Here is a 19,106-nt window from a genome sequence, read left to right on the forward strand (position 1 = left end):
CTCCCACATTGGGTCGATGTTCACAAATCCCCTGTGGGAGCGAGCCTGCTCGCGAAAGCGGCCTGACAGACAACACAGATGTCGAGGTGAATATGTACAACTGGATCAGCGCCCTCGCCGACCTGCAAACCCGCGGCGAACCCTGCGTGCTGGTGACGATCATCGAGGAGCTCGGCTCCACCCCACGCAATGCCGGCTCGAAGATGGTCATCAGCGCCCGCCAGACATTCGACACCATTGGCGGCGGTCATCTGGAATACAAGGCGATGGAGATTGCCCGGCAGATGCTTGCCAGCGGCCAGCAGGACACCCATCTAGAGCGCTTCAGTCTCGGTGCCAGCCTGGGCCAGTGCTGCGGTGGCGTTACCGTGTTGCTGTTCGAACCCATGGGCCAGGTCCAGGCGCAGATTGCCGTGTTCGGTGCCGGTCATGTCGGCCGCGCCCTGGTGCCGCTGCTGGCGAGCCTGCCTTGCCGGGTGCGCTGGATCGACTCGCGGGAAGCGGAATTTCCTGAGCAGTTGCCCCACGGCGTACAGAAAATCGTGACTGAAGACCCGCTGGACGAAGTCGATGAGCTGCCCGCCGGCAGCTACTGCATCGTCATGACTCACAATCACCAGCTCGATCTGGAACTGAGCGCCGCGATCCTCAAGCGCAACGACTTTGCCTACTTCGGCCTGATCGGCTCGAAGACCAAACGCGTCAAGTTCGAACATCGCCTGCGTGATCGCGGCTTCGACAGTGGCGCCCTGCAGCGTATGCGCTGCCCGATGGGCATCGGCGAAGTCAAAGGCAAGCTGCCCGTTGAAATCGCCATCTCCATCGCCGGCGAAATCATCGCCACCTATAACGCGGATTTCGGCCAGCACACCTCCCGCGCCGAACCCATCGCCAGGTTGCTGCCGGTTTCGCGCCGCAACCAGCGTTAACCCTGTTATCGAGAATTCCCATGCCCCTGACACGCAAAGCCTACCGCGCCGCCCTGCTCCACAGCCTCGCCGATCCGGCCGAAGTCGGTATCGAGGCGTCCTATGAGTATTTCGAGGATGGCCTGCTGGTAGTGGAAAATGGCCTGATCAGCGCTATCGGCCACGCCAGCGATTTGTTGCCGACCCTTCCGGCGGATATCGAGATCACGCACTACCAGGACGCCTTGATCACTCCCGGCTTCATCGACACCCATATTCACCTGCCGCAGACCGGCATGGTGGGCGCCTATGGCGAGCAGTTGCTGGATTGGCTCAATACCTACACGTTCCCCTGCGAAAGCCAGTTCGCCGACCCGGCCCACGCCGAGGCGGTGGCGGACATTTTCGTCAAGGAACTGCTGCGCAACGGCACCACCACAGCCCTGGTATTCGGCAGTGTGCACCCGCAATCGGTGAATGCATTTTTTGAGGTAGCCGAGAAACTCGACCTGCGGATGATCGCCGGCAAGGTCATGATGGACCGCAACGCGCCGGACTACCTGGTCGACACAGCCGAATCCAGCTACACCGAGAGCAAGGCGCTGATCGAACGCTGGCATGGCAAGGGTCGCTTGCATTACGCCGTGACCCCGCGCTTCGCGCCGACCAGCACGCCGGAGCAACTGACCCTGGCTGGCCAGTTACTCGGCGAATACCCGGACCTGTACATGCAGACGCACATCAGCGAGAACCTGCAGGAAGTGCAATGGGTCAAGGAGCTGTTCCCCGAGCGCAAAGGCTACCTGGACGTCTACGACCACTACCAATTGCTCGGCGAGCGCTCGGTGTTCGCCCATGGCGTGCATCTGTGCGACGAAGAATGCGCACGCCTGGCACAAACCGGTTCGGCCATCGCGTTCTGCCCGACCTCGAACCTGTTCCTGGGCAGCGGCCTGTTCAACCTGCCGATGGCCGAGAAGCACAAAGTCAATGTGGGCCTTGGCACCGACGTGGGCGGTGGAACCAGTTTTTCGCTGCTGCAAACCCTGAACGAAGCCTACAAGGTCATGCAGTTGCAAGGTGCGCGACTGAGCCCGTTCAAATCGCTGTACCTGGCCACCCTTGGCGGCGCCCGCGCCTTGCGCCTGGAAGACCGGATCGGCACGTTGCAGCCGGGCACGGACGCGGACTTCCTGGTGCTGGACTACAACGCCACGCCGCTGTTGAGCTATCGCCTGAAGCAGGCCAAGGACATGGCCGAGCGGTTGTTCGTACTGATGACCCTGGGGGATGACCGGACGGTGGCGCAGACTTATGCGGCAGGCCGGCTGGTGCACCAGCGCTAACTTTCAGCGCCTGCCAGACCGCTTTCGCGAGCAGGCTCGCTCCCACAGGGTTGCCTGACCCCAGAAGCCAGATTGGTGTCCAACTTTCTGGAGACAGTCCAGGATCAGTGTGACCAACACAAATCCACTGTGGGAGCGAGCCTGCTCGCGAAGGGCGCGCCTCGGCATCGCTGACTCAACTCAATCAGAGCTTGGCTGTCGACCGCCCCGGCTTCTTGCTCTGCAACAAATGCGAAAACACCGCATGCAAGTCATCCGAAGCACTTTCTTCGTCGAGGTTGAGCTTGCTGTCGATGTGATCCATGTGATGCATCATCAGGTTCACCGCCAGGGCTGCGTCACGGGCCTCGATGGCGTCGATCAGCTGGGTGTGTTCGTCATAGGAACAGTGGGAACGGTTACCGCTTTCGTACTGGGCGATGATCAACGAAGTCTGTGATACCAGGCTGCGCTGGAAGCTGATCAGCGGCGCGTTTTTTGCCGCCTCGGCCAGCTTGAGGTGGAACTCGCCCGACAACCGGATACCGGCGCCACGGTCCCCCCGGGAAAAACTGTCGCGCTCGTCGCTGACCATTTGCCGCAGCTCGGCAAGCTGTTCGGCGCTGGCGTGCTGTACCGCCAGCTCAGTGATTGCCTTCTCCACCATGCGCCGGGCAAAGAATACCTGGCGTGCCTCTTCGACACTCGGGCTGGCGACCACCGCACCGCGATTCGGGCGCAGCAGCACCACGCCTTCATGAGCCAGGCGCGACAGCGCGCGACGAATGATGGTGCGACTCACCCCGAAAATCTCCCCAAGCGCCTCTTCGCTCAACTTCGTGCCAGGCGCCAGACGCTGTTCGAGGATGGCCTCGAAAATGTGCGCGTAGACAATATCGTCCTGGGTTCCGCTGCGGCCGGCTTTGCCTGCTCGCGGTTGTTTCTTGAGGGGTTGCAACTGTTCGTTCATGGGCACTCGAGTCGGGAGAACTGCGGCGATTTAACCGTGACTGTAATACGGCACAGCGGGTCGCTGGCAAGTATCGCGTAATAAACACGGCGATTGTACACAACCTCTGATGGCAACACGACTGTACGGCTCTTTGCGGGCATGGCTGTATTGCAATCGACAACTGCGTTGAGTTTAGGCTTGATCCGGCAATCCGTGGCTCCGCCAGTCCAGCCAATCTACAACAAGGACAACCGCTCACCATGACCGAAATCAGCACCGCGCCACTTCGCCCCCTGGCCGATACCTCGCCCTCGGCCATCGTCGCCGGTTTCATCGCCATGATGACCGGCTACACCAGCTCACTGGTACTGATGTTCCAGGCCGGGCAGGCGGCGGGGCTGACCAGCGGGCAGATTTCATCATGGATCTGGGCCATCTCCATCGGCATGGCGGTGTGCTCCATCGGCTTGTCGCTGCGCTACCGCACGCCAATCACCATCGCCTGGTCAACACCCGGCGCAGCCTTGCTGATCACCAGCCTGGGCGGCGTGAGTTATGGCGAAGCCATCGGCGCGTACATCACCTGTGCGGTGCTGGTGACGATCTGTGGCCTGACCGGCAGCTTCGAGCGCCTGGTCAAACGCATTCCGGCTTCGCTGGCGGCCGCGCTGCTGGCGGGGATTCTGTTCAAGATCGGCAGCGAAATATTTGTCGCCGCGCAACATCGCACCGGCCTGGTGCTGGGGATGTTCTTCACCTACCTGATCGTCAAGCGTCTGTCCCCGCGTTATGCGGTATTGGCCGCGCTGCTGGTCGGCACTGCCTTGTCGGGCTTGCTCGGGCTTCTGGATTTCACCAGTTTCGCCCTGGAAGTGGCGACACCGGTCTGGACCACGCCAGAATTTTCCCTGGGGGCCACCATCAGCATCGGTATCCCGCTGTTCGTGGTGGCGATGACCTCGCAGAACATGCCTGGCATCGCCGTGCTGCGCGCCGACGGCTACAACGTACCGGCCTCGCCATTGATCACCAGCACCGGCGTTGCGTCGCTGTTGCTGGCCCCATTCGGTTCCCATGGTATCAACCTCGCCGCCATCAGCGCGGCGATCTGCACCGGGCCACATGCCCATGAAGATCGCGACAAGCGCTACACGGCGGCCGTCTGGTGCGGGATTTTCTACGGCTTTGCCGGGGTTTTCGGCGCAACGCTGGCGGCGCTGTTCGCTGCGCTGCCCAAGGAGTTGGTGCTGTCCATTGCGGCATTGGCGCTGTTCGGCTCGATCATCAACGGCCTGAGCATCGCCATGAGCGAAGCGAAGGAACGGGAAGCGGCGTTGATTACCTTCATGGTCACGGCGTCGGGGTTGACGCTGTTTTCCATCGGCTCGGCGTTCTGGGGGATTGTCGCGGGGGTGGTGACTTTGCTCATCCTGAACTGGCGGAGTGCCTGAATCTTGAAAGCTTCGCGAGCAGGCTCGCTCCCACATTGGGTCGGTGTTCACACATCCCCGGTGGGAGCGAGCCTGCTCGCGAAAGCGGCCTGAAGGACAATAATTACCCAACCGACAGGCACAAAAAAACCGGCACCCAAACGGGTTGCCGGTTTTTTCAGACCATCAAGCCTTGTTGATAGGCTTTTCCGGATACCAGACATCCATCAGCGGGCTGACTTCAACACTGGTCAGCTCAGGACGGGCCTTGAGCCAGGCTTCAACGGCAGCGCGCTGCTCTTCGGTCACCGAGCCACGCTTCTGCAGGCAGACCAGACCATAGTCGTCACCGCCGACATAGCCCAGGCCATTGGCTTCCATGGCTTCTTTCAGGAAAGCGTCGAGGAAAGCGTCAATAGCCTCATCGGCCAGATCTTCTTTGAAATCCAGGTTCAGTTCGAAACCCAGCTCTTGAAATTCATCCACGCACAGCTTTTTGCGCAGACGCTGGGAACGGTTAGTCGCCATTGGAACAATCCTCATAAGTAATAACGGCCGGCACTTTACCAGTTTGGTGCGTCGATTGCCCGACTGATCGGGCAAGTCCGCCTACCGCCGGTAAAAAAATACCGCTTCGCTGGGCTTGGGCACGGCACAAGCCGTTGCGCCTTGGGGCATAATGCCGACACTTTCATGACCGTTGAGGGCGTTCATTTTCATGTCCTCGTTCTTTTCCCCCTCGCCTGTAGGGTTTTATTTCACATGATCAAATCTTTGCGCCCATTGCTTCTGGCCAGCCTTCTTCTTCCTTTGGCCCTGCCTGTCACCACCCAAGCCGCCACCATCAACACCGCCCTGTCGCCGAATGTGCAAAAGGCCCTGAAAAACAGCAAACTGCAAGACAACGCCCTGTCCCTGGTGATGGTACCGCTCAACGGCCCCGGCACCCCGACGCTGTATAACGCCGATGTCTCGGTGAACCCGGCGTCCACCATGAAGCTGGTAACGACCTACGCAGCCCTGGAAATGCTCGGGCCGAACCATCAGTGGAAAACCGAGTTCTACACCGACGGCACCCTCAGCGGGGGCATTCTCAACGGCAACCTGTACCTCAAGGGCGGCGGCGATCCCAAGCTGAACATGGAAAAGCTCTGGCTGCTGATGCGTGACCTGCGGGCCAACGGCGTGCAGCAGATTACCGGCGACCTGGTGCTGGACCGCAGCTTCTTCATCCAGCCGCAATTGCCCGAGTTCAACGACGACGGCAATGACGAAAACAAACCCTTCCTGGTCAAGCCCGATTCGCTGCTGGTCAACCTCAAGGCGCTGCGCTTCGTGGCCCGCAATGACGCTGGCCGGGTGCTGATATCGGTCGAACCGCCCATCGCCAGCATCCGCATCGAGAACGTGGTCAAGGCCGCCAACTCCAAGCAATGCACCGGTGGCGTGCGCTACAACCCGGTGGCCCAGGCGGACGGCAGCATGACCGTGACCGTCAGCGGCCAACTCGGCGAGGGTTGCAGCTCCCAGACCTACCTGTCGCTGCTCGACCATGCCACCTACACCGCTGGCGCCGTGCGAGCGATCTGGAAGGAGCTGGGCGGCAGCATCCAGGGCAACGACCGCCTGGCCGCGACGCCGAAGAACGCCAAACTGCTGGCCCGGGCGTTCTCGCCGGACCTGGCGGAGATTATCCGCGACATCAACAAATACAGTAACAACACCATGGCCCAGCAGCTGTTCCTGAGCCTGGGCGCGGAGTTTCGCAACGAGGCCGACGGCGACGATGCCAAGGCTGCGCAGCGGGTGGTGCGCCAGTGGCTGGCCAAGAAAGGCATCACCGCGCCGCACCTGGTGATGGAAAACGGCTCCGGCCTGTCCCGCGCCGAACGGGTCAGCGCCCGGGAAATGGCGGCGATGCTGCAGGCGGCATGGCGCAGCCCGTATGCGGCGGAGTTCATCAGCTCGATGCCCATCGCCGGCACGGACGGCACCATGCGCAAACGCCTCAAGACCACCGCCATGGCCGGCGAAGCGCACGTCAAGACTGGTACGTTGAACACAGTCCGCGCCATTGCCGGCTACAGCCGGGACATCAATGGCAATACCTGGGCGGTCGTGGCGATCCTCAACGATCCGAAGCCATGGGGCGCCTCCTCCGTGCTGGACCAGGTGCTGCTGGACTTGTATCGCCAGCCGAAACTGCCGCAGACGGCGTCGGTGCTCTGAGCCAGCCCCAACACAAGGCCGGATGGGTCTTGGGGTGAAGTTGGCTATCCCAACTGCACCTCGACCCGATCCCGCCCGGCCTGCTTCGCCGCGTACACACCTGAGTCGGCGCGCAACAGTAGCGCGTCGGCACCTTCGCCGACGCGCCAGCTGGCGATGCCAAAACTGGCGGTGATGGTGCCGATGTCGTCGATCGGCGAACCCCGCAGGCCGTCCCATAACCCCAACGCCAGGGTGTAGGCACTTTCATTGTCCGTATCCGGGCAGAGCACCACGAACTCTTCGCCGCCCAACCGGCAGAATACGTCGGTGCGGCGCAACCGTTGGGTGATGCGCTGGCAGACCGCCTGCAACACCCGATCACCCACCGCATGGCCATGCTGGTCGTTGATGCGCTTGAAGTGATCGATGTCGAGCATGATGACCGCCAGCTCGCCAGAGCCCCGTTCAACCCGGGCCATCTCCGAAGTCAGGCGCTCCTGGAAATAGCGTCGGTTGCGAATGCCGGTCAAGGCGTCGGTGATCGACAGTGCCCGCAGTTCTTCTTCCACGCGCTTGAGGTCGGAGATGTCCGAGACATAGCCGTGCCACAACACACCGCCGCCAGGCAATTGCTCGGGCGTGGCCTCTCCGCGTACCCAGCGCAGACCGCGCTGCGGCAGTTGCACCCGGTACTCTTCGCGCCACGGGCTCAATGTATCCGCCGAGATGCGGATCGAAGCACGCACCCGCGCGCTGTCCAGCGGATGGATGCGCGAAAACACCGCTTCGGCGTGCCGTACCAGCACGTCAGGCTCCAGTTCGTAGATGTCGCGGATGCCGTCGCTGGCATAGATCACGCTGAACTCACCGGTAAAGTCCATCTTGAACTGGTAGATGCCACCGGGGACATGGGCGCTGAGTTTTTTCAACAGCAGGTCCCGTGCGGCCAAGGCTTCGTGGACGCGCTTGCGTTCGGTGACGTCGATGCAGATTGCCAGGTGCCCGACCCACAACCCTTGGTCGTCGAGCACGGGCGTGGCCAGCATGTTGACCGTCAGGTGGCTGCCGTCGCGGCGCACCAGGGTCCACTCCCGAGCCTGTTGGCCGCCCTGCTCGCCGCCTTCGAGCAGCATCGCATGGCACGTCGGGATTGGCTTGCCGAAACGCACGGCCAGCTGTGCGGCCCGATGCTGCAGCTCACGCGGAACGTGAAGACTTTCCAGGGTCATGCTCTGCAGGACATCGCAACTGCGGTAGCCGAGCATCTGCTCGGCGCCGGCATTGAAGGTGGTGATGACACCGCGCAGGTCGGTGGCGATGATCGCGACTTGCGTCGCGGCGTCGAGCACGCCCTTCAATTGGCCGTGGGTGCCGCGCAGTTCCGATTCCCGGGCGTGCAGTTCCAGGGTGCGCTGCTCCACCAGCGCCAAGGCCCGCTGTCGCTGGCTGACCAACGTATACAGCAAGACGCTGAGCATCAGGCTGAGCAGCCCGCCCAACACCGTGACACTCACGACGCTGGAATGATTGTTCGACAGGAACGCGAGACTGGGCCGCAACTCCACGCGGAAGTCATGATCGGCCAGGCGCAACATCCGGACCGCCGACAGCTCGCTTTTACCCGGTCGGTTGGATGTTTCGAACAGGACTTCCCAAGGGGTATCGTGGGCGGAATCAATCACACGCATCGTTAGACTGTCATCCTCCGCCTCCGGCAGCCCATCGGCGACCAACTGGCGCATGCTGATGGCCGCCACCACGTAGCCGAACGGCTCGCTGGCCAGAGGCTTGAGAACGGGCGCCGCCAGCATGACACCTCGGGCAAAGGCCGGATCGCTCCCGATCAGATCAATGGGCTCGGAAACTACCAGGGCGTTACGCTGGCGCGCCCGTTCCAGCGTGGCACGGCGCAGTGGATGCGAAAGCAGATCCAGGCCCAGCGGCGCGCCATAGGATGGCTGGCTCTGGATATACAGCAGCGGCGCGTATTCATTCCGCTCAGGGGCCTGGCGCAGGAGTCCGGCCTCGTCTCGTTCACGAACGGTAAAGGTAGTGGATACTTCGGCTCGTGCCTGTTGCTCGAATGCCTGGCGCTCACCCCGCAGCACCCGTGGCGCCCAGGCAAAGGCCCGGGTACGCCGCAGGAGGGCTTCGGTATAGCCATGGAATTCGGCGCCAGACACTCCCGCGGAGTTGGCAAAGAACCGCCTCAGACTGTCGAGACGTTGCTCCTGGTCCTGGAAACGCTCGTCGAGGCGGCTATAGCGTTCTTCGGCGAGCAATTCGAAGCGCTGGCGCAATTGCTGGTTGAACTGCTTCAACGTGCCCCAGGCCAACAAACCGGTCAGCAGCAGGCCTGCCATCAGGACGACGCAAGCCACTAGCCATGCTGAAACATCTTCGCTGATAAAGCCCAGGATCCTGGGACGCACCTGATGTAATGCCATAAACATGACTCAGAAAGGACCAGGCATTGGTCCAGCCCCGGTCACACACTAAGTTATAGCTATTTGCCATTACTTTTGCCAGTCCCAAAAACGCCTGCAAGCCTTGAATTTCAAGGCCTGCATGGATCCAATCGACCGCCGGTCAGCGCGCCATGATTTTCCAGGCGCGGTGAATCTTGCTGTTTCGGGCAAAATCCGGGTCGATGGTCCCGGCGGTGATTTCCTCCACGGCGTAACGCTCGCCCAAGTTGTCTTCGAGCTGGAACTTGCGGAAGTTGTTGGAAAAATACAGCACGCCACCCGGCGCCAGGCGCGCCATGGCCAGATCCAACAGCTGGACGTGGTCGCGCTGCACGTCGAACACGCCTTCCATGCGCTTGGAGTTGGAGAACGTCGGTGGATCGATGAAGATCAGGTCGTACTCGTCGCGACTGGCTTCAAGCCAGGCCATGACATCGCCCTGCTCCAAGCGGTTCTTGTCGGAAAAACCATTGAGCGACAGGTTGCGCCGCGCCCAGTCCAGATAGGTTTTCGACAAATCGACGCTGGTGGTGCTGCGCGCCCCGCCCTTGGCGGCATGGACGCTGGCGGTCGCGGTGTAGCAGAACAGGTTGAGGAAACGCTTGCCAGCGGCCTCTTTCTGGATCCGCAAGCGCATTGGCCGGTGATCGAGGAACAACCCGGTGTCGAGGTAGTCGGTGAGGTTGACCAGCAGCTTCACGCCGCCCTCGTTGACCTCGGTGAACTTGCCCTGGGCGCTCTGGCGCTCGTACTGCTTGGTGCCGCTCTGGCGCTCGCGGCGCTTGATGACGACGCGGCTCTTGTCGACATTCAAGGCTTGGGGAATGGCCGCCAGCGCATCGAACAACCGGGCCGAGGCCTTCTCCGGGTCGATGGACTTCGGCGCGACGTATTCCTGGACGTGCACCCAATCGTGGTACAGGTCGATGGCCATGGAATATTCCGGCATGTCGGCATCATAGACCCGGTAGCAGTCGACGCCTTCACGCTTGGCCCACTTGCTCAGCAGCTTGAGATTTTTCTGCAGGCGATTGGCGAACATCTGCCCGCCTTCGCTCAACCGCGCCTGCTCGACCACAGGGGCTGGCGCCGGGGCCGGTTTGATCGGGTTGCCGTTCTTGTTGTACTGGCGCTCTTGCGGTACTTCAGGGGTTTGATCGTAAACAGCCTGTTCACGCTCGGCCTGACGTTGTTCCGGGGTGCGACGCTCGCCAGTGACGAACTGATCCGGAAGCACCTTGATCAGTAGCAACTTGCACGGCAAGGCGCCGTTCCAGAACGAATACTGCTTGTGGCTGCGAATACCCATGCGCTTGCCCAGGTCCGGCGCGCCAGTGAACACCGCGGCCTCCCAGTTCAGGCAGGCCTGGCGCAGGCGTTCACCGAGATTCTGATACAGATAGAGCAGGCTGGCTTCGTCGCCCAAACGCTCGCCGTACGGCGGGTTGCAGATCACCAGGCCCTTCTGGTTCTGGTCCGGGCGCGGCTCGAAGGTGGCGACTTCGCCCTGATAGATCTTGATCCACTCGCTCAGGCCCGCACGTTCGACGTTGTTGCGGCCCGGCTGGATCAGCCGTGGGTCAGCTTCGTAGCCGCGAATCCACAACGGTGGCTTGGCCAGCCCGGCGGCGGCGCGCTCGCTGGCTTCTTCGTGGAGTTTTTTCCATAACGCCGGCACGTGGCCGAGCCAGGCGGTAAAGCCCCATTGCTGGCGACGCAGGTTCGGCGCCATGTCGGCCGCGATCATTCCGGCTTCCACCAGGAACGTGCCGACGCCGCACATCGGATCCGCCAGTGCCCCGCCTTCGGCGGCAATGCGTGGCCAACCGGCGCGAATCAGGATGGCGGCGGCGAGGTTTTCCTTCAGCGGGGCGGCGCCCTGCTGCAAGCGATAGCCACGTTGGTGCAGGCTATGGCCCGAAAGGTCGAGGGACAGGATCGCTTCGCCACGGTCCAGGCGCAGGTGGATGCGCAGGTCCGGGTTGAGCTTGTCGATGGATGGCCGCTCGCCCGACGGCGTGCGCAGCTTGTCGACAATGGCATCCTTGACCTTCAAGGCGCCGAAATGCGTGTTGTCGATGCCCGAGCCGTGACCGCTGAACTCGACCGCCAAGGTACCATCGGCGAGCATGTGGTCTTGCCAGTCGACGTCCAGCACGCCGTGGTACAGGTCTTCAGCGTCCTTCATCGCGAAGCGCTTGAGCACCAGCAATACGCGGTTCGCCAGGCGCGACCACAGGCACAGGCGATAAGCCGTTTCCATGTCGGCGATGCCGCGAACGGCCGAGGTGTGCTCGCGCGCCTCTTCAAGGCCAAGCCCGACGGCTTCCTCGAGAAGCAGGCCTTCGAGGCCCTTGGGGCAAGTGAGGAAGAGTTCGAAACGATCGGACATGGGATTCCAGAGCCTTTGGCTAAGTGGGCCGGGCAACGCATTGCCGGGCCGGGTTCAATCAGGTGCTTTTCTCAAGAGCACCCGCGTGGCACGAACGTGTGCCGTTCCGTACTCGCCGCTCAGGTTCAAAGAGCTTAGATGCGAGGACAGATAGAAAATTCTGTGCAACAAATTGTGAAAAGTTGTCCCTTTCGTCGAATAGTACCCGAGTGCAACGGGGGGACATTCTCATTCGACATCGGCGACCGCCCTTCGGCGCAGGGCTGATCATACAGGGGTCTGACGCAAAAGCGGGCGCCGAACATGCTGTTACTTATCGCACTAACATCTTTCTTGTTACGTGCTTATGACAAAACGATCATTCCATCCATGTGACGCTTTGGTTAGAACTCACCACAGGTTGACGTCGCAACGGCGTCAACACCCTTGGCTCGTCACGCCGGCAACGAGCCACCAACGGCAGAATGATTCTGCCCCGGCCTCGATAGAGGTCGACGCTAAGCAACAGTCAACAAGTGAGGGCAACACCCTATGAGAAGACTTAAGCGTGATCCGTTGGAAAGAGCATTTTTACGCGGTTACCAATATGGCGTTGGTGGTAAATCCCGTGAGCTTTGCCCCTTTACTCTACCGTCGGTACGTCAAGCCTGGATCAACGGCTGGCGAGAAGGACGCGGCGACAACTGGGACGGTATGACCGGCACTGCGGGTATCCACAGACTCAACGAACTTCACGCCGTCGGCTGACACAGGGCCCTGATAATCAAAAACCCGACAATCTGACATTCAAATCGTTTTAACCACGCACGTCCCATCCGGGCGGCGGGCTACGGCCCAGAGGGCTCCCTTGAGGAGCCCTTTTTAATGGGCTTCCCAAAACCCCGTGGCGAGGGAGCTTGCTCCCGCTGGGTTGCGCAGCAGCCCCATAAAAGCTGACGGGTATCAGCCTGGCACACCGCGGTGATGGGTTTGGGACTGCTGCGCAGTCCAGCGGGAGCAAGCTCCCTCGCCACAGGGGGTCTGCTTCGCCTTCAAGAAAGGGTTAATCAACCCAACGCCGCAATCGCATCCACCGACTCGCGAATCAACGTCGGGCCCTTGTAGATGAACCCGGAATAAACCTGCACCAGGCTCGCCCCTGCCGTGATTTTCTCGGCGGCATGCCGGCCTTCGGTAATACCGCCCGCCGCGATGATCGGCAAGCGTCCCGCCAATTCGCCGGCCAGCACTTTCACCGTGTGGGTGCTCTTGTCGCGCACCGGAGCGCCAGACAGGCCGCCCGCCTCGTCACCATGCTCCAGGCCTTCTACACCTTCGCGGCCCAGCGTGGTGTTGGTGGCGATCACCGCATCCATACCGGTCTCGATCAAGGCCTGGGCCACTTGGACGGTTTCTTCGTCGCTCATGTCCGGGGCAATCTTGATAGCCAGCGGCACATGCCTGCCGTGCGTCACCGCCAGTTCCGCGCGACGTCGCGCCAGGTCGGCCAGCAGTTGCTTGAGCGAATCGCCGAACTGCAGGCTGCGCAGCCCTGGTGTGTTCGGCGAACTGACGTTGACGGTCACATAACTGGCGTGAGCGTAGACCTTGTCCAGGCAGATCAGGTAATCGTCGACGGCGCGCTCCACCGGCGTATCGAAGTTCTTGCCGATGTTGATCCCCAGCACACCCTTGTACCTGGCAGCAGCCACACGGGCCAGCAGATGATCGACGCCCAGGTTGTTGAAGCCCATGCGGTTGATGATTGCCTCGGCCTGCGGCAAACGAAACAGCCGTGGCTTGGGATTGCCCGGCTGCGGACGCGGCGTCACGGTGCCGATTTCAACGAAGCCGAACCCCAGCTGGGCGAACCCGTCGATGGCCGCGCCATTCTTGTCCAGGCCAGCGGCAAGGCCGACCGGGTTGGGAAATTCCAGGCCCATGACTGTCACCGGCAATTTTGCCGGGGCCTTGCACAGCAACCCGTTGAGCCCCAAACGTCCACCCGCGCCGATCAGGTCCAGGGACAAATCATGGGAAGTTTCCGGGGAAAGTTTGAACAGCAGTTCACGGGCCAGGGTGTACATGGGCGGCTTTGACTCGGGCGACGAAATGAGGCGGCGATTATAGCCGGGCAACGGCAACGCAAGCGAGGCGCCCGCACAAAACAATAGCGCTGGCATATGCCTTGCACCCTTTTGGTCATCAGCGCCCATGCCAGTGACGGAATGAGCGCCACACTGATTTAAGGGACAACGGCGTCGTCGTCCGGCTTCCTCGGCCCGGAAGCGGCGCTTTTTTATGCGGAAGGTGATGCGCGATGAACGAAATTCCAGCCACCCCCCTGGCTTGGGTCAATGGCAGCGATGCCCCGGAAAAGAGCGCGGTCAACCTCGGCTTCATGGCCCTGAGCGACTGCGCCCCGGTGGTCGTGGCCGCCACCCAGGGCTTCGCCCAGCCCTACGGCTTGACGCTGAACCTCAAGCGCCAGGCCTCCTGGGCCAACCTGCGGGACAAACTGGTCAGCGGTGAAATCGACGCGGCCCACAGCCTGTACGGCCTGGTTTATGCCGTGCACCTGGGCATCGGCGGCGTCGCGCCGACCGACATGGCCGTGCTGATGGGGCTGAACCAGAACGGCCAGAGCATCAACCTGTCCCATGGTTTGCAGGCGCAAGGCGTGACCAGTCCTGAGGCACTGGAGCAGCATGTGCACCAAACTCGCCCGAAACTGACCTTCGCCCAGACCTTTCCCACCGGCACCCATGCCATGTGGCTCTATTACTGGCTCGCCGCCCAGGGCATCCATCCGTTGTCGGATGTCGACAGCGTAGTGGTGCCACCGCCGCAGATGATCGCGCACCTGCAAGCCGGGCGCATCGATGGTTTCTGCGTCGGCGAGCCCTGGTGCGCCAGCGCCGTGAAGCAGAACCTCGGCTTTACCCTGGCGACTACCCAGACCATCTGGCCCGACCACCCGGAGAAAGTCCTGGGTTGTACCCGCGCGTTTGTCGAGCAATACCCCAACACTGCCCGCGCGCTGGTGATGGCCATCCTCGAAGCCAGCCGCTTCATCGAACAAAGCACTGAAAACCGCCGCAGTACCGCGCAATTGTTGAGCGCCCCGGAATACCTCGACGCTCCGCTCGATTGCATCGAGCCGCGCCTGCTCGGGATTTATTCCGATGGCCTGGGCAACAGCTGGCAGGATCCCCACGCCATGCGCTTTCATGGGGACGGCGAGGTGAACCTGCCGTACCTGTCCGACGGGATGTGGTTCATGACCCAGTTCCGGCGCTGGGGTCTGCTGCGCGAAGACCCGGACTACCTGGCCGTGGCCTGCCAGGTCCAACAGCTCAAGCTGTATCGTGAAGCCTGCGCGGCGCTGGGCGTGACGTCGCCTCGCCAGGACATGCGCAGCAGTCAACTGATCGACGGCACGACCTGGGACGGCTCGGACCCGGTCGGGTATGCCCGCAGCTTCAAACTGCACGCCTTGAGCGATGCGGCTCCCCTTCTCGCCAGCCGCTGACAGGAGCCTCGATTATGCTGCGTATCCTGCTGATCAACGACACCGCGAAAAAAGTCGGGCGTCTCAAGGCGGCCCTGATTGAAGCCGGATTCGAAGTGATCGACGAATCCGGATTGACCATCGACCTGCCGGCGCGCGTCGAAACGGTGCGTCCGGACGTGATCCTGATCGATACCGAGTCACCCGGGCGCGACGTCATGGAGCAAGTGGTGCTGGTCAGTCGTGACCAGCCACGACCGATCGTCATGTTTACCGACGAGCACGACCCGGATGTGATGCGCCAGGCGATCAAGTCAGGCGTCAGCGCCTACATCGTCGAAGGCATCCATGCCGCACGCCTGCAACCGATCCTCGACGTGGCCATGGCCCGCTTCGAAAGCGACCAGGCCCTGCGTGCGCAACTCCTGGCCCGGGACCAGCAACTGGCCGAACGCAAGCGCATCGAACTGGCCAAGGGCATGCTGATGAAAATGAAGGACTGCAACGAGGAACAGGCCTACACCCTGATGCGCCGCCAGGCCATGAGCCGCCAGCAGAAGCTGATCCAGGTGGCGGAGCAGATCATTGCCATGAACGAGTTGCTCGGCTGAAAGCCTTGTAGCGCCTGGCCAGACGCCTTCGCGAGCAGGCTCGCTCCCACAGGTTCGGAGAACACTCTGATTCCATGTGGGTCTGGGTGAACACAGCATTTGTGCACCCCACCGATCGACTGTGGGAGCGAGCCTGCTCGCGAAGGCCTCCCCCGAACCTCGCAGGTTGGCACAGATCTCGCTTAAGCAACCCCACAGGTAACCAACGGCGGTTGCCCCACCTACGACAAAGACGTCGCACACCCTCCTCGCCTCTCTGGCGATCCGGGTTGCGGCGTTTTTTTGTTTTGGCCCCGCGGGGCCGGTGGTGCGACCACAGACGGCGCACTGCTCAAAGCACTGACTCATTTCTCGAGACTTTTACAGCTGAGGTGCGCGATGAATTCAAGCTTCTGGAAATCCGGCCACACCCCGACATTGTTCGCGGCCTTCCTCTATTTCGACCTGAGCTTCATGGTCTGGTACCTGCTCGGCCCATTGGCGGTACAGATCTCCGCCGACCTGCACCTGACCACCCAGCAACGCGGCCTGATGGTCGCGACGCCAATCCTCGCCGGCGCCGTGCTGCGCCTGTTCATGGGCCTGCTGGCCGACCGCATTTCACCGAAGACCGCCGGCATGGTCGGCCAGGTGATCGTGATCGGCGCGCTGTTCTGCGCCTGGAAACTGGGCATCCACAGCTACGAACAAGCCCTGCTGCTGGGCCTGTTTCTGGGCGTGGCCGGCGCTTCGTTCGCCGTGGCCCTGCCGCTGGCTTCCCAGTGGTATCCACCACAGCACCAGGGCAAGGCCATGGGCATCGCCGGTGCCGGTAACTCGGGTACCGTGCTTGCCGCGTTGATCGCTCCGGTGATGGCGGTGGCCTTCGGCTGGACCAACGTGTTCGGCTTCGCGGTGATCCCGCTGGTCATTACCCTGGTCCTGTTTGCCTGGCTGGCCAAGAACGCACCGGAGCGGCCCAAGGCCAAATCCATGGCTGACTACCTCAAGGCCCTCGGTGACCGCGACAGCTGGTGGTTCATGTTCTTCTACAGCGTGACCTTCGGCGGCTTCATCGGCCTGGCCAGCGCCCTGCCCGGCTACTTCAACGACCAGTATGGCCTGAGCCCGGTGACCGCCGGCTACTACACCGCGGCCTGCGTTTTCGGTGGCAGCCTGATGCGGCCCTTGGGTGGCGCGCTGGCGGACCGTTTCGGCGGCATCCGCACCTTGCTGGGCATGTACATCGTGGCGGCTGTCTGCATCGCCGCGGTCGGCTTCAACCTGCCGAGTTCCTATGCGGCGCTGGCCCTGTTCGTCTGCACCATGCTCGGCCTGGGGGCGGGCAACGGCGCGGTGTTCCAACTGGTGCCACAACGTTTCCGTCGCGAGATCGGCGTGATGACCGGGCTGATCGGCATGGCCGGCGGCATCGGCGGCTTCGCCCTGGCGGCGGGCATGGGCGCGATCAAGCAGAGCACCGGCAGCTACCAGCTGGCGCTGTGGTTGTTCGCCAGCCTCGGTGTCCTGGCCTGGTTCGGCCTGCACGGGGTCAAGCGTCGCTGGAGGACCACCTGGGGTTCGGCAGCGGTCACCGCGGCTCGGGTATAACCTGCAACCATGAGCCTGCAACTGAGTTTTGCCGAAGCCAGCGCCACGGGTCCCCGAGAGGAAAACCAGGACGCCCTGCGCCTGGTCACTCCCGCCCCGGCCCTGGCCGCCAGCAAGGGTTACCTGTTCGCCATCGCCGACGGCGTGAGCCAATGCGCCGATGGCGGATTGGCCGCGCGTTCGACCTTGCAGGCACTCGCCCTGGACTACTATTCCACGCCGCAGACCTGGGGCGTGGCCCAGGCGCTGGACCGGCTGCTGCTGGCGCAGAATCGCTGGCTGCAAGCCAACGGCGGCGGCCAACCGCTGCTGACCACGGTCAGCGCGCTGGTCCTGCGGGGGCGGCGCTTCACCCTGGCGCACGTCGGCGATTGCCGGGTCTACCGATGGCACGCCGACCATTTGCAACGGGTCAGCGAAGATCACGTCTGGGAACAACAGGGCATGCAACATGTGCTCAAGCGTGCCTTGGGGCTGGATCAGCATTTGATACTCGACTTCCTCGACGGTGAGCTGCGTGAAGATGAAACCTTCGTGCTGCTCAGCGACGGCGTCTGGGCGGTACTGGGAGACACGGCCATTGCCGGCATCCTGCGCGACCAGCCGGACCTGGATCGCGCGGCGCAGACGCTAGTCAACGCCGCGCACCTGGCCGGTAGCCAGGACAACGCCAGCGCGCTGTTGGTGCGGGTCGATGCGGTGGGCGAAGCGAGCATCGGCGACGCGCTGATCCAACTGCAACAGTGGCCGCTGCCCCCTGCACTGAAGGCGGGCCAGGTGTTCGAAGGCTGGCAGATCGAAAGCCTGCTCGGCCAGAGCCAGCAGTCGTTGCTCTACCGGGTACACGATGGTCACGGCCAATCCTGGCTGTTGAAAACCTTGCCCGTGCAGCTACGGGACGACACCCGCGCCGGCCAGGCGCTGTTGTCGGAGGAATGGTTTCTCAAGCGGGTCGCGGGTCGGCAATTTCCGGAGGTGCATGGCGTCCCCCAGCGCCAACATCTGTACTACGTGATGCGTGAATATTCGGGCGTGACCCTGGCCGGCCTGTTCAACCAAAGCGGTCCGTTGCCCCTGGCTCAATGGCTGGAGCTGGCGCAGCGACTGGTGCGCGCGGTGGGCCTGTTGCATCGAAGACAGATCTACCACCGCGACATCAAGCCGGAAAACCTGCACCAGGGCGACGATGGGGAGTTGCGCTTGCTGGATTTTGGCCTGGCGTACTGCCCCGGTTTGTCCGAAGACCAGGCCAACGTTTTGCCTGGCACCCCCAGCTACATAGCGCCGGAAGCCTTCGGCGGCGCCGCGCCGACGGCGCAACAGGATTTGTATGCGGTCGGCGTGACCTTGTATTTCCTGCTGACCGGGCATTACCCCTACGGCGAAATCGAAGCCTTCCAGCGACCGCGCTTTGGTGTGCCCGTGAGCGCCAATCGTTATCGACCGGACCTGCCCGAATGGCTCGGGCAAAGCCTGGAACGCGCCGTGGCGGCAGACCCTGCGCAGCGCTTTGAAACGGCAGAAGAATGGCTGTTGCAGCTGGAACAGGGCGAGCGGCGAAGCTTGAGCGTAAGGCCCCGGCCATTGCTTGAGCGGGAGCCGCTGAAGGTCTGGCGGACGTTGGCCCTGGTGTCGTTGGTGGTGAATGTTGTGCTGCTGTTTCTGGTGTTTCATAGCTGAAACCCAGTTGCCCCCTTCGCGAGCAGGCTCGCTCCCACAGGTTGATCGC

General features: G+C 62.3%; 14 protein-coding genes. 9 read left to right on the top strand and 5 right to left on the bottom strand.

Annotation, left to right across the window (positions count from 1 at the left end; all coding sequences use genetic code 11):
• Positions 1-92 precede the first annotated feature (92 nt).
• A complete protein-coding gene (gene xdhC / locus J3P97_RS18110; protein ID WP_434672446.1) occupies positions 93-929 on the top strand; it encodes a xanthine dehydrogenase accessory protein XdhC in 837 nt (278 codons plus the stop codon).
• Positions 930-949: 20 nt separating this feature from the next.
• Positions 950-2,254 (top strand): guanine deaminase, encoded by a 1,305-nt coding sequence (gene guaD, locus J3P97_RS18115; protein WP_434672447.1) that lies wholly within the window; start codon positions 950-952, stop codon positions 2,252-2,254.
• A 184-nt stretch (positions 2,255-2,438) separates the two neighbouring features.
• Here guaD and J3P97_RS18120 read toward each other — a convergent pair whose 3' ends face one another.
• Entirely contained in the window at positions 2,439-3,203 is a 765-nt protein-coding gene (locus J3P97_RS18120; protein ID WP_305499918.1) for a GntR family transcriptional regulator, read from the bottom strand.
• Between the two features lie 242 nt (positions 3,204-3,445).
• On the opposite strand from J3P97_RS18120, the gene J3P97_RS18125 reads away from it, so the two are divergent.
• Positions 3,446-4,636, top strand: coding sequence for a benzoate/H(+) symporter BenE family transporter (locus J3P97_RS18125; protein ID WP_434572949.1), 1,191 nt, complete (start codon positions 3,446-3,448; stop codon positions 4,634-4,636).
• A 165-nt stretch (positions 4,637-4,801) separates the two neighbouring features.
• Here J3P97_RS18125 and J3P97_RS18130 read toward each other — a convergent pair whose 3' ends face one another.
• Positions 4,802-5,143, bottom strand: a complete 342-nt coding sequence (locus J3P97_RS18130) for a YggL family protein (RefSeq protein ID WP_434572947.1) — start codon at positions 5,141-5,143, stop codon at positions 4,802-4,804.
• Positions 5,144-5,377: 234 nt separating this feature from the next.
• Here J3P97_RS18130 and dacB point away from each other — a divergent pair, with 234 nt between their 5' ends.
• Positions 5,378-6,844, top strand: a complete 1,467-nt coding sequence (dacB, locus tag J3P97_RS18135; RefSeq protein ID WP_434672448.1) for a D-alanyl-D-alanine carboxypeptidase/D-alanyl-D-alanine endopeptidase — start codon at positions 5,378-5,380, stop codon at positions 6,842-6,844.
• A gap of 44 nt (positions 6,845-6,888) precedes the next feature.
• Here the strand turns inward: dacB and J3P97_RS18140 are convergent, their stop codons facing one another.
• On the bottom strand, positions 6,889-9,273 hold the full coding sequence (locus tag J3P97_RS18140) for a sensor domain-containing diguanylate cyclase (RefSeq protein ID WP_434672449.1): 2,385 nt from the start codon (positions 9,271-9,273) through the stop codon (positions 6,889-6,891).
• Positions 9,274-9,415: 142 nt separating this feature from the next.
• Entirely contained in the window at positions 9,416-11,686 is a 2,271-nt protein-coding gene (gene rlmKL / locus J3P97_RS18145; RefSeq protein ID WP_434672450.1) for a bifunctional 23S rRNA (guanine(2069)-N(7))-methyltransferase RlmK/23S rRNA (guanine(2445)-N(2))-methyltransferase RlmL, read from the bottom strand.
• A gap of 531 nt (positions 11,687-12,217) precedes the next feature.
• Here rlmKL and rmf point away from each other — a divergent pair.
• Complete coding sequence (gene rmf / locus J3P97_RS18150; RefSeq protein WP_003223300.1) at positions 12,218-12,433, top strand: ribosome modulation factor; 216 nt, start codon at positions 12,218-12,220, stop codon at positions 12,431-12,433.
• 299 nt (positions 12,434-12,732) lie between these two features.
• On the opposite strand, the gene J3P97_RS18155 is transcribed toward rmf, so the two are convergent.
• Complete coding sequence (locus J3P97_RS18155; RefSeq protein WP_434656661.1) at positions 12,733-13,752, bottom strand: quinone-dependent dihydroorotate dehydrogenase; 1,020 nt, start codon at positions 13,750-13,752, stop codon at positions 12,733-12,735.
• Positions 13,753-13,985: 233 nt separating this feature from the next.
• Here J3P97_RS18155 and J3P97_RS18160 point away from each other — a divergent pair, with 233 nt between their 5' ends.
• The 4 genes from J3P97_RS18160 to J3P97_RS18175 all read left to right on the top strand — a co-directional run bounded on the left by J3P97_RS18160 (position 13,986) and on the right by J3P97_RS18175 (position 19,057).
• Positions 13,986-15,197 (top strand): CmpA/NrtA family ABC transporter substrate-binding protein, encoded by a 1,212-nt coding sequence (locus J3P97_RS18160; RefSeq protein WP_434601374.1) that lies wholly within the window; start codon positions 13,986-13,988, stop codon positions 15,195-15,197.
• 14 nt (positions 15,198-15,211) lie between these two features.
• The gene (locus J3P97_RS18165; RefSeq protein ID WP_047737436.1) at positions 15,212-15,787 is read left to right on the top strand and encodes an ANTAR domain-containing response regulator; all 576 of its coding nucleotides are present in this window, start codon (positions 15,212-15,214) and stop codon (positions 15,785-15,787) included.
• A gap of 378 nt (positions 15,788-16,165) precedes the next feature.
• Complete coding sequence (locus J3P97_RS18170; protein ID WP_434672451.1) at positions 16,166-17,377, top strand: nitrate/nitrite transporter; 1,212 nt, start codon at positions 16,166-16,168, stop codon at positions 17,375-17,377.
• 9 nt (positions 17,378-17,386) lie between these two features.
• Positions 17,387-19,057 carry a protein kinase domain-containing protein gene (locus tag J3P97_RS18175; RefSeq protein ID WP_434672452.1) on the top strand — a complete coding sequence of 557 codons (1,671 nt, stop codon included), beginning with the start codon at positions 17,387-17,389 and terminating at the stop codon, positions 19,055-19,057.
• Positions 19,058-19,106 lie beyond the last annotated feature (49 nt).

Origin of the sequence: Pseudomonas sp. R1-15 (genome assembly GCF_051132085.1) — a bacterium.
GTDB lineage: Bacteria > Pseudomonadota > Gammaproteobacteria > Pseudomonadales > Pseudomonadaceae > Aquipseudomonas.

Excerpts from the sequence above, each read along its gene's own strand:
- xdhC (WP_434672446.1), top strand. The coding sequence starts at position 93 with ATGTACAACTGGATCAGCGCCCTCGCCGACCTGCAAACCCGCGGCGAA.
- guaD (WP_434672447.1), top strand. The coding sequence starts at position 950 with ATGCCCCTGACACGCAAAGCCTACCGCGCCGCCCTGCTCCACAGCCTC.
- J3P97_RS18120 (WP_305499918.1), bottom strand. The coding sequence starts at position 3,203 with ATGAACGAACAGTTGCAACCCCTCAAGAAACAACCGCGAGCAGGCAAA.
- J3P97_RS18125 (WP_434572949.1), top strand. The coding sequence starts at position 3,446 with ATGACCGAAATCAGCACCGCGCCACTTCGCCCCCTGGCCGATACCTCG.
- J3P97_RS18130 (WP_434572947.1), bottom strand. The coding sequence starts at position 5,143 with ATGGCGACTAACCGTTCCCAGCGTCTGCGCAAAAAGCTGTGCGTGGAT.
- dacB (WP_434672448.1), top strand. The coding sequence starts at position 5,378 with ATGATCAAATCTTTGCGCCCATTGCTTCTGGCCAGCCTTCTTCTTCCT.
- J3P97_RS18140 (WP_434672449.1), bottom strand. The coding sequence starts at position 9,273 with ATGGCATTACATCAGGTGCGTCCCAGGATCCTGGGCTTTATCAGCGAA.
- rlmKL (WP_434672450.1), bottom strand. The coding sequence starts at position 11,686 with ATGTCCGATCGTTTCGAACTCTTCCTCACTTGCCCCAAGGGCCTCGAA.
- rmf (WP_003223300.1), top strand. The coding sequence starts at position 12,218 with ATGAGAAGACTTAAGCGTGATCCGTTGGAAAGAGCATTTTTACGCGGT.
- J3P97_RS18155 (WP_434656661.1), bottom strand. The coding sequence starts at position 13,752 with ATGTACACCCTGGCCCGTGAACTGCTGTTCAAACTTTCCCCGGAAACT.
- J3P97_RS18160 (WP_434601374.1), top strand. The coding sequence starts at position 13,986 with ATGAACGAAATTCCAGCCACCCCCCTGGCTTGGGTCAATGGCAGCGAT.
- J3P97_RS18165 (WP_047737436.1), top strand. The coding sequence starts at position 15,212 with ATGCTGCGTATCCTGCTGATCAACGACACCGCGAAAAAAGTCGGGCGT.
- J3P97_RS18170 (WP_434672451.1), top strand. The coding sequence starts at position 16,166 with ATGAATTCAAGCTTCTGGAAATCCGGCCACACCCCGACATTGTTCGCG.
- J3P97_RS18175 (WP_434672452.1), top strand. The coding sequence starts at position 17,387 with ATGAGCCTGCAACTGAGTTTTGCCGAAGCCAGCGCCACGGGTCCCCGA.